Annotated in this window: 9 protein-coding genes and 1 rRNA gene; 9 read left to right on the forward strand and 1 reads right to left on the reverse strand. The window is 25.6% G+C overall.

The annotated features are described in order from the left end of the window. The first annotated feature begins 109 nt into the window (after positions 1–109). Together V2E26_RS00155 and V2E26_RS00160 are read left to right on the forward strand one after the other, a co-directional pair. Positions 110–8,470: an ABC transporter permease gene (locus tag V2E26_RS00155; RefSeq protein ID WP_330463451.1), complete on the forward strand. Its 8,361-nt coding sequence runs from the start codon at positions 110–112 to the stop codon at positions 8,468–8,470. After that, a complete protein-coding gene (locus V2E26_RS00160) occupies positions 8,470–9,384 on the forward strand; it encodes an ABC transporter ATP-binding protein (RefSeq protein ID WP_330463452.1) in 915 nt (304 codons plus the stop codon). Before V2E26_RS00155 ends, V2E26_RS00160 begins: the two co-directional genes overlap by 1 nt. A gap of 40 nt (positions 9,385–9,424) precedes the next feature. Here the strand turns inward: V2E26_RS00160 and V2E26_RS00165 are convergent, their stop codons facing one another. Continuing rightward, positions 9,425–10,189, reverse strand: coding sequence for a hypothetical protein (locus V2E26_RS00165; RefSeq protein ID WP_330463453.1), 765 nt, complete (start codon positions 10,187–10,189; stop codon positions 9,425–9,427). A gap of 232 nt (positions 10,190–10,421) precedes the next feature. Between V2E26_RS00165 and V2E26_RS00170 the strand changes: the two genes are divergently transcribed. From V2E26_RS00170 to V2E26_RS00200, 7 genes are all read left to right on the forward strand, one after another. Continuing rightward, positions 10,422–12,605 (forward strand): HinT-interacting membrane complex protein P80, encoded by a 2,184-nt coding sequence (locus V2E26_RS00170; protein WP_330463454.1) that lies wholly within the window; start codon positions 10,422–10,424, stop codon positions 12,603–12,605. A gap of 1 nt (position 12,606) precedes the next feature. After that, positions 12,607–14,340 carry a HinT-interacting membrane complex lipoprotein P60 gene (locus V2E26_RS00175; protein ID WP_330463455.1) on the forward strand — a complete coding sequence of 578 codons (1,734 nt, stop codon included), beginning with the start codon at positions 12,607–12,609 and terminating at the stop codon, positions 14,338–14,340. Between the two features lie 5 nt (positions 14,341–14,345). Beyond that, on the forward strand, positions 14,346–14,669 hold the full coding sequence (gene hinT, locus V2E26_RS00180; protein WP_407942409.1) for a histidine triad protein HinT: 324 nt from the start codon (positions 14,346–14,348) through the stop codon (positions 14,667–14,669). Between the two features lie 38 nt (positions 14,670–14,707). Further along, entirely contained in the window at positions 14,708–16,174 is a 1,467-nt protein-coding gene (gene lysS, locus V2E26_RS00185) for a lysine--tRNA ligase (protein WP_330463456.1), read from the forward strand. 105 nt (positions 16,175–16,279) lie between these two features. After that, entirely contained in the window at positions 16,280–17,122 is an 843-nt protein-coding gene (gene whiA / locus V2E26_RS00190; protein WP_330463457.1) for a DNA-binding protein WhiA, read from the forward strand. A 190-nt stretch (positions 17,123–17,312) separates the two neighbouring features. Next, positions 17,313–17,417: ribosomal RNA gene (gene rrf, locus V2E26_RS00195) — 5S ribosomal RNA — on the forward strand. 90 nt (positions 17,418–17,507) lie between these two features. Further along, a complete protein-coding gene (locus V2E26_RS00200; RefSeq protein ID WP_330463458.1) occupies positions 17,508–18,686 on the forward strand; it encodes an acetate/propionate family kinase in 1,179 nt (392 codons plus the stop codon). The last annotated feature ends 24 nt before the right edge of the window (positions 18,687–18,710 follow it).

Raw genomic sequence — 18,710 nt, forward strand, 5'->3', positions numbered from 1 at the left:
CAAAAAATGATAGTGGCATATTTTATTTTATTTACCATAGATCACTTTTATTAAATAAATTATTTAATAAAATATATAATTAATTTATTCATTTTAGAAAGGTTTATATATGAAAAGACTATTTAAAGAGGTTTTTAGATCATTAGCTAAAAACAAAGTTACATTAATTTGTTTAACTATTCTTATATTTTTAACAACATTTTTATTCACTTTGTTAAATGATGTTAAGACATCTTATTCAAGAACAATCAATGCGTACGATAAGGTTTCGAAATTACATGATTTAACGGTTGATCTTGATATTAATCCGTCAGGAATTATTCCACATCAAGGTTATAATCAAATAGATGCTGATAATAAAACCTTAGTAAATTCACCTATAAAATTTGAATCATCAAGAAATGGTTCTGATATTTCATATACAATTAACCTTCCTGCTAATGAACAAAATTATATTAACGTTTCGAACAATATTGAAAATTGAAATATTGATTCTAGTTATTATATTTCGACTGAAGATTTTTTAAAAATTTATCACGAACAAACTAGCGGAGTTGTAACGAGTGTTGAGTTCGAAATAAATAAAGAAAACCCAAGTGAAGACAAAATTAGAGAATTTATTTTTTCTGGTGAAAATAGAAAATTTAAAGTTTATAAAAAAGATGGAAATAAATTTAACTTAGTAACATCAAAGAATAAAATATTACCAACCGATGTTATAACCCTAAAACACAATGTAAAACTTGGAGATATTATTACTATATCATATGGCCCAAAAGGCCCTTTTGGACAACAAACTGTTAAGGATACAGTTATTGAAGCTTCTCCGTTATTTATTAATACATTAACAAAAGAAGCCTCTTTCTTAACTGAGGATTATGACAATTGAAAATCGGAAGGTAATTTATCAATTATTTCTGCAAATGATGTTCTAACACTTTTAGGTTTTGAAAAAAATGACGAAGATCAAAAATGATACTTTAAGGATAATGCATATGAAAATGCAAAAATAAAGCTACAAGATGATAAAAAAACAACTGAATGAAACATAATAAATGACGACAATTTAGTTAATAACTTTACATTACAAGATTATGCATCACAAAAAGCAATCGAGTCAGATTCTCCTTTATTTGTGGAGTTAGAATCAAATAGAACATATAAAATACCTTTAAATTGAATTAGAAAATTAGAAAAATTAATTACCTATAATTGATATCGTTATGTTTTAAACTGAAATGAGCAACAAAAGGAAGAAAACTCTAACTGAAAAGGCTCATACTTCAAATTTATAGAACATTTTTATAAAAATAATAAAGCTGAATATGATAAAAAGTTGTATTTTTCATATTGAGACAAAACAATAACAACTAATTATTCAATTGGTGATAAATATACACAAAGTGTTTCAAAAAATGAGATTATTGATAAAGATGATTTAAATATTACTTTTAAAACACCATGAACAGGTGGAGAAGAAAATAAAAATATTCCTGATGAAAAAGAAAATCAAGAAAAATTTAATTTATGAAATATTAAACAAATTGAATTTAATAAGATTTCAAATGTTGAAGTAACTGAAGATGAATATTTATATGTTTCTGATGTTGAAAAATTAAACTCTTACCAAGATTTTATTAGAAACGGCGCTTTGAATTTTGCAAGATCTTCAATTTTAAAAGATATTGAAAGTACTGTTGGAAAAGAAAATTTAGGTATTAGAAAAACAGTTACAGTTGAAACGGTAAACGAAGAAGATGCAAAGAAAAATGTTTTTCACTTTGTCGATATTGGAGACAAAGAAAATAAATTATTAGGCTTTGAAAATAATGTTGGGAAATTATACAACGAAACACTTAACAAAACAATTTTACATTCAAGTATCTCTAATGAAAATGTAGATAAATTCTTATTAAAACCAGAAAAAAATAGCAATAAAATTGAAAAATTACCTTCTGTTTATACGAGAACTTTAATAGATACTATTTTCAAAAACTTCACTCCACATATTCAATATTTTAATGCTGATATTCGTTTTGAAAATTACTATGATTTCTTATCTAATACAAAAATCCCTAATTTAACAAACGGAAAGATTTTAGTCTTAACAACTTCTACTCCCGAAATTAAGAGAGGATTTGGATCGACAATAGTGGGCGCAATTGCAATGCCTCGTCCTAATAAATATATTTTCTTAAGACAAAGCAATATTGATGGTTTTTCAAACGAAATTGTTTGAAATAAAATATTAATAAATGATAAGGATTATTTAACGCTAGATGAAGTTTATAACTATTTAGTGGAACAAGATTACACTATAAGAGGTGAAATTGGTCCTAATGGTTGAGCTGTGGTTAATAATCAATTTAAAAACTCAATTAGTCTTCCTATTTCATTTGGAGCTATATCTAATGATTTAACTCAAGAAATAGTACAAAAAGACACAATTAAATCTCTTGTTGAAAGATTAAGAGCGGTATTCCTAGATACAGATTTTGCTAAATTATTTGATAAAAAAGATATATTCCGTTTATTTAAAGCTGTCAGTGATTCTGTTGAGGCAAATGGATTGCATAGATTATTAGCTATAGGTAAAACAAATCAATTTATTTTAGAAAAAACTATATTGGATATTATTAAATATTTAATAAAACCATTAGATCAAAAGAATAACCAAAATTTAGAATTTATAAACCTTAATGCTAATTCGTTTATTCATAATTTCTTTATTAAAGTATTTCAATACTTTAAGGAAAGATATATTTCTTCAGGTTCAAATCAAGAGGAAAGAGATACATACCTAATCTCGCAAATAAATAACTTAGGAGCAATATTTAATTTTTCAAAAGTTTATATCATTCCACAACTTAAACTTACATTGCAAGATATCTTTAATTATGTAAAAGATAAGGAACAAATATTTGATATATTAGGTGATATAGTTTCTTCTATTGATTTTATAAAATTTTCAGCAGTAATCAATGATTGATACGACAGACATCCATATAAACCATTCACATCAGTTAATGATACATACTGGACAATGTCTCATGAAAGAATGATCATTTCTTTACTTTCATCAGTTAAAGAAGAAAAATTCAAAAATGCAATTAAGAATTTAATTAATCTAGTAGATTTTTCTAAAATTTTAAACCCTGACGAAACAAGCAGTTATTATTCAAAATGAATCAGAGCACACATAAACGCTAATGTTGAAATTAGTCAAGAAACAAAAGACCAAGTTAAAAACTTCTTTTTGGCTTTAGATGGTAAAAAAGATAAAACATACTCAAATATTAATGAAGGTTTATTTAACATATTTTCAAATATAAGTATTGACCAATTTGCTAACTCATTAAATAAATTAATAAAAATTAATAATTATCCAATAACTGCTAATAATAAAATTTATAACGACTATAATACCGAATATTTGACTCAATCAGACTACTTAGCTGCATTTATGTCTTCATTGAACTTGACTGCCGATAATGAGTTTTCTTCAAGTAAAATAATTCAAATTCAAAATGCATTAATTAAAATATTTAATCTTTCTAACAAAACAAATAACTTTGTAAAAGAATTAAATATATCAATACCAGATAAAGAAGATGGGAAAATTTCATTGCTCGACTTAGCTGTTTTATCTAAACTTGCATTTCCAAATGATTCTTCTGTAGCAAGTGTTCCTTCTGTATATAATGTTGTGATTAATAAATATGATTTAACAGATATAAATAAGGTTATAACTAAAGTTGACAAAGCAATAACTTCAAATTCATTATTAAAACTTACCAAAAATGAATTTAACTTTATTAAAAATGAAGTATTAATAAATGATATTGAATTAAATAACCTAACTTTATTAAAAAATAAATTGTTAGCTTATTATTTATTTGTTGAAAAATTAAAACTAAAATCATTGAAACCAAAAGATGATAATTACAATTTTATTCTTGAAGATAATCAAGTTGCGCCTGAAACATATGGAGATCTTGCTTATTTATCAGCAACTATTGATTCAACAAACCCAGAAAAAGAAGAAGATATTGAAATTCTAAAAACATTACACAATTTATTAGTTAAATACTTTGCTTCTATATTTTTAGGAGAAAAAGAAAATTCAATTATTAAAAACAATTTTGTTTTACATAGCTTATGAATTAAGCTAGCATATTATTTAAATAGAATTGAACCTGATGAAGATAAGATAATAATAGATGAGGGAACTGGAAATAGAATAATTGAAAAACAATATAAAAATATTCTTACATTTGCCCAAATTAAATCGGTTTTAAAAGAAATTTATAATCTTGCTAAAAGCCAAGAATTTAATAGTGTAATTACTAATTTTGATAAGGTTATCAATCCAATTCCAAGTATGGGAATTTTAGGCAGTGATAAAGAATATAAAGCAACACTTCTAAAAATTCCATTTGCCCATGCACATACTAATTTAGCAAATAAAGAAGTTGTTGCATTGTTACAAAGTTCAAATGCAATTCAACAATTTAAATCAAATTTGTCAAATTTAAATATTGATAATGATCTAATTGAAAAGATTATTAATTTATTAATTAAAAATTCAAATGAATTAACTTATAACTTCGGTTATATAGCATCATCTTCACAAATGTCAACATATTACAATAATACATTAGAAATGTTTTTAAATTCATTTTTAAAAACAGATAATGAAGGAGAAATTAAACCACTAATAAATAACTCATATGAATTTGATCTAGCCTTTAAAATGGCGACAGAAAATTCAAAATTAAATAACTATTTAGCATTATTGAATATTCCAAATAATTTATTAAATCCATTAACACTATTAAGTTTTCCACAAATTCCTCTGTACTATGCATTGAGTCCTAATCCAGGTGAAGGAAATCTTGCTTATATTGTTAAAAAGATGTTAAACAATTTAAAATCTTCAAACATTCAAGACATAGTTTATCAAATTGAAAAACTAACACAAAGATTCGATAGTTCCTTAAGACATATTGAATCTAAAAATGACGATGCTGTTGATTTAGATATTTCAAGCTTTAATTATTTATTCAATCAATTGCTAAGAGATAAAAATGGTAATGAACTTGAAATGTTTGGATTGAATATAACATCATCTATAAAGAAACTGTTATTCAAAATCGTTGAACCTATTCAAATATCAAATTTAATTTCTTATTCAGATTCTGGTTCATATGTTGCAAAAGTAAATTATGGATATGCTTCAAAAAATAACAAAGAAGTTTATAAAGGTGATATTTCTAAATATTTATCTAATCCATATGAAATGCAGTTATTTATATCGTCATTAGATAGTAAATACAAAGTAAAAATTAATACTCAAGAGTATTTAATAATAGGCATTGATTCAACAGTTGATTATTTATATCCTGTTGTTAATGAAGAAAATATTCAAGTAGATACAAAATCACAAGCTATAGTTTATGTAAACTCAAAGGGATTTGACAGAATTTTTTCAGCGTACCCAACATTTGCAATTAAAACATATGCATTGGTTAAATCACCATTGGATGAAAGTGGAGATTATTTAAAAGGCAAAAGTCCTAAAGAATTGCAAGAAAAGTTTATAAATGATATTAATGTAATTAATCCAAATTCATTTAAAAAGGTATATTTAAGAGATGAATTAGATAGTATCAATCCTGAAAGACAAATTAGAATTGTGACAATTAGAGCAATTGTAAATTCTATTAAGAATGCTACACTATACTTAATAACTGTGTTAACAGTATTAGTTGCCTTTATTATATACTTCATTATGAAAAGATATATTGAAGCAAGAAATAAGGTTGTAGGTATCTTAAGGGCTCAAGGTTATAAAACAAGCAAAATAGCTATAGCATTTTGTGCCTTTGGATGAATACCAGCAATAGTTGGTGGATTAGCAGGTTATATTCTAGGATTTGCCTTACAAAAACCAGCTATGAATGTTTTATCATCATATTGGACGCTAGAAAATAATATAATTCCATTCCATCCAATTGCGATGATATCAACGATATTAGTTCCTTTCTTCTTTGTAAGTATACTAATATTTGCAATTACTACTTTATCTGTTCGTAAAAAACCAATTGAACTTATGAGCGGATTGACTGAGGTTAGTGTTGGAAATTTTGCTCAACGTATATCAGCAATGTTTAGAAAACTACCAGTTAAAGCTAGATTTATTGCTTCTATGGCATTAAATAATTTCTGAAAAATGCTTTCGTTATTCTTGGCCTTTTCAACAACATCATTAATTTCAATGTTTTTCTTATCTTCGAATAATATTTTTAATAAAGCAATAACAAAAACATATAAGGATAGATTATATAAATTTAAATTAGATTTAGAAAGCCCAACAACAGAAGGTGGTCCTTATGTAACATATAATAAAGATGATATCAATTCATTATTATATGTACCTAATGATTTGGCCGGAACTTCTTCGACAAGTGGAAGTCAATTAGATTATTCAAATCCAAACTTCTTAAGACCAGGACATTCATTCAATACTGATGTTATAAATAGACCATATGCGCCCACAGTTTTAACTAAGTCTTCATTAGATATTTTATTAGATTTATCGGTTGAACTTAGCCCATGGGATATTACTTATGCAAATATGCCTGAAACTCAAAGGGCCCGTGTTTCACAAATATTTAAGCGTGTTTCTAAAGAAATGCAAAATACTCAATATTTAATTGATATTACTAAGGTTAAAACTGGCGGAAATTATTTAGATATTTCTAATACTTCATTGGATAATATAATTGCAGTTAAGGATTTAGAAAAATTTAGAAGAGATGTTGAGAATCAATTACCTGAGGATATGAGTAATAGAAGCAGTTTCTTCTTCTTTACAAATGTCGCAACTTATGATGGTGGACAAAATGGTGGTCGTATCAATGAGCAATTTAAGTTTGTTGAATGAGATTCACTAAATGAAGTTTATTACAAACCAAAACCAGTATCTACTTCAAACTTTAGACAAGAATATAGAAACTTTTTAGTTGATGCATATCGTAAGATTCAAGGTTTAGATTTCTTTGTTTCATTTGGTGGAATTTATTGAAATGACACAACAAATGAAAAATATAGTTATGCAAAAGTTTCACACGACAATAAAGAATTAAAAATTTATGGATATTATGATGATAGTAAATTTATATCAATGCATAATAAAAATAATGAAGATTTACAACAAAAATTAGCAGATTACAAATTTGATATAAATTCAAACATTCCATTAATTGTAAATACTGTTGCTGAGAAGAAATATGGATTAAGTATTGGTTCAAAAATTGAGGTAGATTTATTAAATCATGTTGATAGATTTGCTTACAAAGCATTATTACAAAATGCACCTAAAACAAGATACACTTTCGAAGTTATTGATGTCTCTGAAACATATATAAATACTGAATTAATTACAAGAAAAGATATAATCGATAAGATTTTAGGATATGATACTTTATCAAAAAGATTAAGAGAGTCAAGAAAACAAGAATTATTAAATTCTATATTTAGAAATCCAGGAAAAGAAGAAAAATTAACTAAAGAATTCAATAGAAAATACGAAGCGTTCAACGGAATTTTATCAAACGATATTACCCCTGTTCAAACTATTGATACATTAACAACTTATTCATCAACAGGATTCTGAGGAGCAGCTTCATCGTTTGAAGTTGAAGGTGCAAGTGATCAATCAATTTGAGATTTCTTTAAACGTATATTCATATCTGATGAAAATTTAAATTATGTATCAGTTTATGAAAATAATGTAAATGCATATAATGAAGCACATCCAGAAGCTAAACTTTCATATAAAGAACAGTTATTTAAATTATTAGGAATAAATCAATTACAGTTTGAAAAAATAGTAAAAGAATCTAATTCAAATGAAGAGTTTAAAACAATAGCACGCGACGTTTTAACTAAGTTTTATGGAACTCAACCAGAAACAATATACGGCAAAAACATTATGTTTGGTGCATCATTCGATGTTAATAGTAAAGATATTGAAGCTGGATTTATTGTAGGTATCTCAGATACTGTAAATGTTGTCTTAGTTACATTTATTATAATGTCGTTAATTATTTCGATTATTATATTGATAGTTATTACAAATATTATGATTGCATCTAATCAAAAAGCTATTGCAACATTCTCTGTATTAGGTTATACAAATAGAGAAAAAATAATGTTATTCTTTGCTAACTTTGTTCCTGCAATACTGTTTGCATGTGTTCTTATGATACCAGCAACACTGTTATTGATTTCAGCATTTAATGCATTCATGATGTCAACATCACAAATCATATTACCACTTGTATTGCATTATTCAACAATAATAATTTCAGCTACAATTTGTTTAACAGTATTTATATTAACATCAATGGCTACTTGAAAGAGTTTAAATAAAGTAAAAGCAGTTGATGCCTTGAAAGGAAAATAATGGGAAGAAAAATAAAAAAAGATAAAACTGAAAATATAAATAATTTGAATATTATTGATATTAATAAACATAAAGAACCATTTGAAATTAAAGACGAAGGTTTAACTGTTAAAGTTTTAGATTCAGCAACATTAAAAAAATACAAACTAGCTAATAATAAACCACGTAAAAAAGATGGTTTAGAAAAAGAAAAAAATACTGATGATAATATTGTTGAAGTTATTGACGTTAAAAAAACATATTTATCAGGTAATGTTGCAACTGACGTTTTAAAGGGTGTTTCATTTAATATCAAAAAAGGCGAAATAGCAATTTTATACGGAAAATCCGGTTCAGGTAAATCAACCCTTTTAAATATAATTAGCGCACTTGATCGTCCAACCAGCGGTAAGGTTGTCGTTAATAACGTAAATTTGCCATATTTAAACGATAATAAACAAACCTTATTTAGAAGAGATAATATTTCATTTATTTTCCAAAACTATAATCTACTTCAAAACCTAAATAGCTATGATAATGTTGAAACTGGTTCTTATTTACAAAAAGATAAGAAAAAACATTTAGATATTAAAAAGTTATTTAAAGATTTTGATTTAGAAGAATGCATGTATAAATATCCATCTCAAATGTCTGGTGGTCAACAACAACGTGTATCTATTCTAAGAGCTATAGCTAAAAACTCAGATATATTAGTTGCCGATGAGCCAACAGGTGCACTTGATGAAAAAACTGGCCAAATTGTTTTAAAAATACTTCAAGAAATTAATAGAGACTATGGAACAACAATTATCATTGTTTCGCACGATCCCGATGTAGCTTTAATGGCTGATAAGGTAATTTATTTAGAATTAGGTCAAATTAAAGACATAATCATTCAAGAAAGAAAATGATTAATTGATAAGACAAAAAAATAACAATAATATTAAAAATTAAAGCCCAGTATATAATAGGGCTTTAATTTTCTTTTTCATCAAATGCTTCATATTTAATAATATTTTTTACATTAATATATCTTTTGTCTATTTCGATGTTTTTAATCTCATTTCATTTATTTCCATAGACATTTTTTAAATAGTTTTTATACTCATTAATAACATTAATCTTCATTCCATCTTTTTCAAAAATTCTTAAATGAAAATCGGTATTGGTTAATCATTTTTTTAAAAATGAGTTATTAATTATTGGTGATGTTATGATAAAACCTTCATATTTTTCATCGTATAAATATTCATTAATATCCTTATAATTTATAGATTTTAAAAAGGGCTTTACAAATTTAGATAATGTAATTTTGTTTTTAATTTTAGGTATATTTGTGTAATTAATCGTTGAATAAAATTGTGAGAATGACTTAATTTTATTTTTATTTTTGAAAAATTTTTTAATTCTTGAAATTGAGCTAGGAATGATTATATTTATATTTATAAAGGGACAATCATCATTTATTTTAAAAATATCATAGACAAATTTATTTTGCAAAGAAAAATAATCAGAATATTTAACCGAATCTAAAACCTTATTTGGATATAAATTCTTTAATTTTTCATAAGATTCAAATGTCATAAAAACTTCATGATGATCTGTTTCATTTCAATATTCCAAATCATTTACTAATGATAATAATGAATAATTATCCAAACTATACCATAAAGAATTTTTGTTGCAAATCTCAATAAATTCGGCTAGAATGGTATTTTTAAATTGAAAAATTTTAGTCATATAGAAATTATATTGTAATAATAGATATCATTAATTTTTTTTATTTTTTTTGCAATTTGTTGATAATTAAATTAATTTTTCTTCTTAAAATTAGACGTTTTTTACAATATTGTTTTGATAAAATAAATATATTAAAAAAGTGGTAAAATTATGTTTATATTCTTATTTATTTAAATAAATATGAATAATATAAATTTTTCAATGTTATTCAATATTGTTATGAAAGGCATATATGTCAGAAAAAATCAAAAAAACTAAAACAACTGAACAAAAAGCTAAAAGAAGAAAAGTTCTTTGAGGAACTTTCTGAGCAACTGCTATTTCTGCAGCTTTAGCAGCGGGAATAGGGATTCCTCTTGTTCAAGCATCAAAAGCATTACCTAAACCAACCCCTATTTTAGAAAAAGACAGTACAATCCTAGAAATTGAATTACCTGACGGAACTTCTAAAAAAATTGATTACGGTGATGTTGATAAAACCCCTACTTTAACAAATAAGAACAAAAATATATTTGAAGCAATAGAAAAAAATATTGCTAACTTTTTATACGAAAAAGAATATGAAGCCTCATTGTGATACCAAGCTGTTTATAATGCAAATAAAGCAAAAGTTGATGAAAAAACCTTTGCTCTAGATTCGATTGACAAAATTAAAGAAAGAGTTCAAAAAGAAATTGATGATCTTAAAAAACAATATCAAAAGCAATATGGCTTAGAAAAAAAATGAGAAGAAAAGTTTTTAGAAGCACTTTCAAGATCTGATTGAGGATCATCAAAGAATGAAACTCAAGCTTTAGAATATAGAGTTAATATCGAGGTAAACAAACATGCTTACCGCAGATACAAGACAGAAGTTAATACCGATTGAACATATGATGAATTAAAAAATGGTATTGTTGCTAACAAAGATGTTTTCTATGAATATAAGGGCAAAAAAGTTACAATAGCATCAAAAGGTGAAAAAATAATATTAGATTTTGCAAAAGAAAACAAAAACTATGTTTTACCTACAGAAGATTCAATCGAATCACAAACATCATCACAGTCATCGATTAAAATACCAATGTTTGTTACTAAATCATTCATTAAGGAATTTAAGGATCCTGAAAGATTTATTCAACCTTGAATTTCTAAAAAACAAGCTATTTTATCTGAATTTTCACTTTCAGCTCATCAAGATCAAACAGGAGCAGAAAAACCTTGAATCGTTTCAAAAACTGAAATTATTAATTTACTAAAATTCTCTTCATATATTGAAGATGAAACCCAAGTTAAAATTAAAGCAGCGATTGATGGACTAAAAGAATTTAAAGGGTTTAGTACACTAATTAAAGAAGATCAAATAACAGAACAAGATGAAAAAGTAGCAACAAATGATAAAAAATTAATTGAATATCTATCGGCAGATAAATCAAATTCATCTAAATTTGGTTCAAAAGGTTTTGTAAACTTAGAACAAACGATTTCAACAGCAGACCCATCATCTTATTTATCGTTGCTATCAATTTTATTAGGTGATGCAACTGAAAGCACTGGAATTTATAAATATACTGAAAAAGCTGATTTATTCAAGGATTTAAAAACAAACATAATTGGAGCCTTAAAATCTACACCAGATTTTGATAAATTAGAAAATGAATTTAAAAATAAATTAGAACAAGCCTTAACTTCTGAACCACAAACTAAGAATAAAACTGATAATTATGTTGAAGAATATTCTAAATATAACAACGAAGTAGAAAAAATCATTAACAACCTAGAAGAAAAAGAGTTTAACAAATTATTTGGAAATGCATTTAAAGACACATTTACTAAAGATGTTGAAGGGAACAAGGTTAATGCAATTTATAAAGTTGGAGATAACTTTGTAACTGTAAATTCTAAAGGTATATTAATTCAAAATTTACATAAATTTAGTTCAGTTGATTCAATTCAAAAATTAATAGTTAAAGATTTAGCAATTAAATCAAAAGCAAATTATAAAAATACATTTACATCGGAGTTATTTGATTTAAATACCATATTTAATGAAATCTTAAATTCTTCATATCAAATTAACGATCTTTTATCTAAAGAAGACTTTAAAACTTATTTAAAAGAGAAGAAATTCACTCCAATCGATTCAGATAAAGAAAAGAATTTTGAAGATCAAGATTTAAGTGGAGCTTTAGAATACATAAAAACTCTTGAACAAACAAACAAAACAACTATTGTAAATAACAAATATGGACAAATAAAAGAATTTATCAAGAAACAAATCGATCAAAATTTAGTTGCTGATTTTACATTTGATAATAACACGAATAAATTTAAAATTACACCACACACAAATCAAGATATTATTCCATACTTATTCGACATTATTGTTAAGTACGTATTAGAAGATAAACATATTGAAAACGAAGGAGGACAATAATATGAAAAAATCTACTAAAATATTCACTTCATTATTACCACTTTCATCATTATTAGCTCCTATTCTTGTCTCTTGTGGAAACAATGAAGGATCTTCTAAAAAAGAAACCCCTGGATATCAAACAGGATTTCTAAAACAACAAAGTTCTAAAAATCAACTAATACTTTCTGTTATTGATAGTTACTTAGAAAAATTTTATGCAAATGATTTAACTAACATTAATGAAAAAGATAAGATATTGAACGCAATTGAAAACAAAGAAAATAAATTACACAAAGATTTATATGATATTTTTAAATACTACGCCACAAAATTATTAGAAGGCAACCCTCAACTATTTTGAAATCTAAAACACGAATTAATTAAACTTAATATTGATACAGCAAATTACAATCCTGCTCCAGAAAATTTACCAAACGAAGATGAATTCATCTTTTTAATGAAAAATTCAAAGTTTTTAAGTTCAAATATTAGATTAGAATTAGAAAAACTATTAGTATCAAAACTATACCTATTAAAATCAAGAGAAGAATATAAAACTCTTACATTGAATGAACATGGTTTAGATAAATATCAAGTTAGTTTAGAAGAGGAAATGAAAAAAGATTCAACGACAAAAATAAAAAAAGATATTTATGAATCTTTAGATTTAACAAGCTCAAATCTTTATTTAGTTAAATATATTATTGAAAATCCGTTAATTCAAAAATGATCATTTACAGATGAAAAAGACATGAATTTAAGAGTTGGAAAAGCTAATGTTTCTACATTTGAGGATTTTAATAATTTAGCTAGCTATAATCCAAATAAATCACAACAATATGATTATAACCCTGTAGCCAAAAATCCAGAATACTTATTAAAAACTGGAACTTCTGAAGGGGCGGATGTATTAAAAACATTGAGAGCATTTTCGGGAATACAAGCCAACACTGAGGTATCAGGAGATTTATCAAATACATTATATTCAATACAAAAAGCTAAGTCACCAATTTTTGGTTTTGTCGATCCATCAACTAAAAAAGTTTTAGATCAAGATTATTTCAAATTTGCAAAAATTCTAAAACAAGAACAAAAATTACCAAAATTAAAAGCTTCAGCAGAATTAAAAAACAAACAAACTGATGAAGAAAAAATAAAATCATTAACTGCTGCGGATATTGAATTTGAAGGACTAACAAGAGATAATTCAAATCAAAGATTATTCACCAAAACTGTAACCTTAGATTCTAATAGCTACACTATGCAATTTGAGGTTATAGATTCAATTACTTTTAGTGGTCAGCTTTTAAGAGCTAAAATTAATTTGAGTATAAAAGAGCTAGGTGCAAGACATACATACGAATTCAGCACCGATCTTGAATATAAAGATAAAGAATTTGTTGATCAAACTGATTCAAATGATTACAACTTAGATAAATTACCTTCATTTATTGATATGATAAAAAACAATAAAATTGAAGCTTCATATGTTGTTAAAATAGCTCCTCTTCACCTTGAAAATAAAACTAAGAACTTAAAAGGCGAAGAGATTACAAAAAGAATTTTAACATTTGAAAATACTCCATGAAAAGAAGAAGATCAGCAAAATATATTAGCAAATTACATAGTTGTATCTAAGGGAACTTCTTTATTTAGAGAAGCTAACAAATATATTTTAGATAATCTAGGATTTAAACTATCAAACCTAAATGATGTAGTCTTAGAACTATTTAAAGTGGAAGGATTAATTTAATAAATATGGAAAAAGATACATTCCAAAGGATAATAGATCGTGAGATTCCTGCAACTATTATTTATGAAGATGCAGATGTTATAGCCTTCTTAGATATTGATCCAGTTGAAAAAGGGCACTTTCTTGTAACACCTAAAGAGTTCTCAGAAAACTTATATGATATTGAAGAAGAAGAATTATTAAAATTAATTTCAAAAGCAAGAGAATTAGCAGTTAGTCAAATGGAAAAACTGAATGCTTCTGGATTTAAATTAATAATAAATAATAACGAATCAGCTGGACAAGCAATTTTTAGAACACATATTCACATCATTCCTTATTATGATTAAAATAAGATAAGTTTAAAAGGATAATAAAAGGATTAAATATGGAAAGAAAATATTCAGAACAAGAACAAATTAGAAGAAACAAAATTTCTTTATTAGCTGACAAACAAATTAGAGCTTTCAATTCAACAATTAAACCAACTACCTCATCAAAAGAACTTGAATCATTATATTCAACAAAAACAAGAGAAGAAATTGACGAAGCTAAAAAAGAAGTAATTTTTAATGGTAGAGTTATTGCTCAACGTGGCCCATTTATTGTTTTACAAGATAGAGACGGAAGTATGCAAATTTATGTTGATAAAAAAACATTAGATGAAGTTTCGTTAGAAGTTTTAAAACAATTAGACTTAGGAGATATAGTTAGTGTTGCCGGGCTAGTTTCAAAAACTCATACAGAAGCTTTAATGGTTAAAGCAAAAAGTGTGATTTTATTAACAAAAGCTTTAAAACCTCTTCCTGATAAATACCACGGATTAGTTGATCCAGAAGAAAGAAGAAGACATCGTTATGTTGATACAATAGTTAATGAAAATTCTAAAAAAACATTTATTTTAAGAACAAAAATCATAAAAGGCGTTAGAGAGTTTTTTGATAATTTAGATTATTTAGAAGTTGATACACCTGTATTACAACCTATTTTAGGCGGTGCTGCAGCAAGACCATTTATTACATTTTACAATGCATTAGACCGTGATTTTTATTTAAGAATCGCAACTGAATTACCACTTAAAAAATGTATTGTTGGTGGTTTGGAAAGAGTTTATGAAATTGGACGTATTTTTAGAAATGAAGGTGTGGATAGCACACATAACCCAGAATTTACCTCAATAGAGTTTTATGAAGCATACTCAGACATGTGAGGTATGATGGAAAGAACAGAAGGTGTATTTAAACATTTAACTCAAAAATTAGGAATTGATAAAGTTAAATTTAATGGTTATGATATCGAATTTAAATATCCATTTGCAAAAATAAATATGGTTGATGCAGTTTCTTCAAAAATCGGTGTTGATGTTAGAAAATTAAATGATGAACAAGCTCTTGAGTTAGCTAAACAACATGGCATTAAAACAGAAAAATACTATAAATTAGGACATGTAATTAATGATTTGTTTGAAAAATATATTGAAGACACATTAATACAACCTACTTTTGTTTATGGTCATCCAATTGAAATTAGTCCTCTTGCTTTTAAAGAATTAGATGATGAAAGATTTACACAAAGAGCTGAATTATTCATTGGAACAAAAGAATTTGCAAATATGTTTACTGAATTATCAGACCCTATTGATCAATTGGAAAGATTTGAAGCTCAACTAGATGAAAGAGAAAACGGTAACGAAGAAGCAAATGAAATTGATTGAGATTTTGTTAATGCTTTAGAATATGGGTTACCTCCTACAGGTGGTTGTGGAATAGGTATTGACCGTTTAGTGATGTTATTAACTCAAAATGATTCAATTAGAGACATTCTTTTATTCCCTCAATTAAAAGATTTAAAATAAATAAAAATAAAAATTATGCTTACAAACGAGCGTAATTTTTTATTTTAATTTTTATAGTATAAATTATGTTAATATAATATAACCAAATAATAAGGTAATTAATCAATGGATAAAACATTTACACAAGAAATAAAGCAAGAATTAATAAATAGACCACTTACAAGACAGGAAAAACTGAATTTATTAAGTGGTGTTTTTGCTACTGCCAATATTGAAAAAAATGTCGCAAAATTAATTTTTAATAACAAAATTTTATCTAAATATATTATTAATTTATTAGATGAATTTCAAATAAAACATGATAGTAGAAGAAGAAATGACTTAATTATCGATTTATCTACTTTTAAAAATATAAATATTAAATATGAGAGAGACTATTTTTCAGGAATATTTTTAGCATCTGGCTCAATTTCTTCGTTTGAAAGTGCTTCAAACCATTTAGAACTTAAATTTTATAGCTTCGATAAAGCCTTAGAATGTTTAATTACTTTAAATAATTATGATCTAGAATTCAAGCTTCTAAGAAGAGATAATAAATTTTTAATTTATCTTAAAAAAATAGAAAATATATGTGATTTTTTAAAAGCTATTGAGGCAATTAATTCGTATTATCAATTAGAAGAATATAAAATTGAACGTGATTATTTTAATAATATAAATAGAATTACAAACTTTGACATATACAATCAACAACGAATAGCAAATGCAAATACACTATTTTTAGCAAACTATGATTTCATCATTAAAAATAAACTAACAAATTTATTTACTAAAGAAGAATTACAGTTTTTTAAAATCAAAAAAGCAAATTTAGATAGCAGTCTTGTAGATTTAGTTGAATTACTTGCACAAAAAAATATTTATAAGTCTAGATCATCATTGAATCACACATTAATAAAGCTTAAAAATAAGGTCCATAAATACGACTCTAAAAATAAAAATAAGTAGCAACTTTTAAATAAAATAAATCAAACTATAGCAAGATAGTTATATTTTTTGAATTTACATATATTATAAAAAAACAACAATAATCAGTGTTGAAACATAAGCGATCAAACATGTTCTATATTCTTAATTTCTAATCAAAAAATTTTTTTTAAAAAAATAAAATAAAATTTTTTTTCTGTATAATATTAAACGTAGCAACCATAACGAAGGGGTTCCACCTGATTCCATTCCGAACTCAGCAGTTAAGACCTTCAGTGCCGACGATACCAAAAGGGAAAATAGGTCGTTGCTTTTTTTATTTCTTTTTTAATAATTTGTTTATGCCTGTTTATAATATAATTTTTAAAATAAATTTATATTACATATTTTAATTAGGAGTTAAAACATGAGCAAGATTTTAGTAATTAATGCAGGTTCTAGTTCTATTAAGTGAACATTATTTAATAGCACATTAAATATCGAGGCAAAAGGAGTTGCACAACGTATAAAAATGAAAGAGGGTATCTTAACTCTTTCTTATAAAGGCAAAACTGAAGATTATAATATGCCTCTTCCTACATTTCTAGATACAGTTAAGCAACTTGTTATTCAATGAGAACAACATGGAATAATAAAAGATTTTAATGAGATTTCAAAGGTTGCATTTAGAGTTGTAAACGGTGGTCCGAATTTACAAAAAACTTCAGTAATAACAAATCAAGAGATTGAATGATTAAAAGAATCAATTGATCTAGCACCAGTTCATAACCCAGGAGCACTTGAAGCTATTATAGCATTTAAAACATTATTACCACATGCTAAGATGTCTATGCACTTCGACACATCTTTCCACCAAACCTTGCCTAAAAAATCATATACATATCCAATAGACAAAGAATTAACTGATAAATTAAAAATTAGAAAATATGGTTTCCATGGGTTAAATCATAATTTTATAGCTTTAAAATGTCAAGAAATTTTAAATAAAAATAAAGTAAACATAGTAAGCTTACATATTGGTAATGGAGCAAGTTTGTGTGCAATTGAAGACAGTAAATCAATAGATACAACAATGGGATTTACCCCATTAGCTGGTATAATGATGGGAACAAGATCGGGTGATATAGATGCTTCAATAATTCCTTATATAATGAAAAACACTAACATGAGTGTTGACGAAGTATTTAAGTCATTAAATGAAAAATCAGGAATGCTTGGAGTTTCACAAATTTCTTCAGATTTAAGAGACGTTCAAAAGGTTAAGGAACAAGATAGTCAAGCTGCTTTTGCAATTGATTTATACACTCAACGAATTGCTGATTATTTAATTCAATACTTAAATAAAATAGATGGAAAAATTGATGCAATAGTTTTTACAGCTGGTGTTGGTGAAAATGATTCATCAATAAGAAAAGAAGTTATCAATAAAATTAAATTAATAAATCTAAAAATAGATGATGAAAAAAATGCTGGAAGTAATTTTGCAGAATATAAAATTATTTCATCAAACGATAGTTTAATCCCGATATATGTAATAAGAGCTCAAGAAGAAGAATTTATTGCAAAGGAAGCAATTAATCTATAAAGACTTAGCATAATGAGCTTTGTC

Source organism: Metamycoplasma gateae (assembly GCF_036352135.1).
In the GTDB taxonomy this organism is placed as follows: domain Bacteria; phylum Bacillota_I; class Bacilli_A; order Mycoplasmatales; family Metamycoplasmataceae; genus Metamycoplasma; species Metamycoplasma gateae.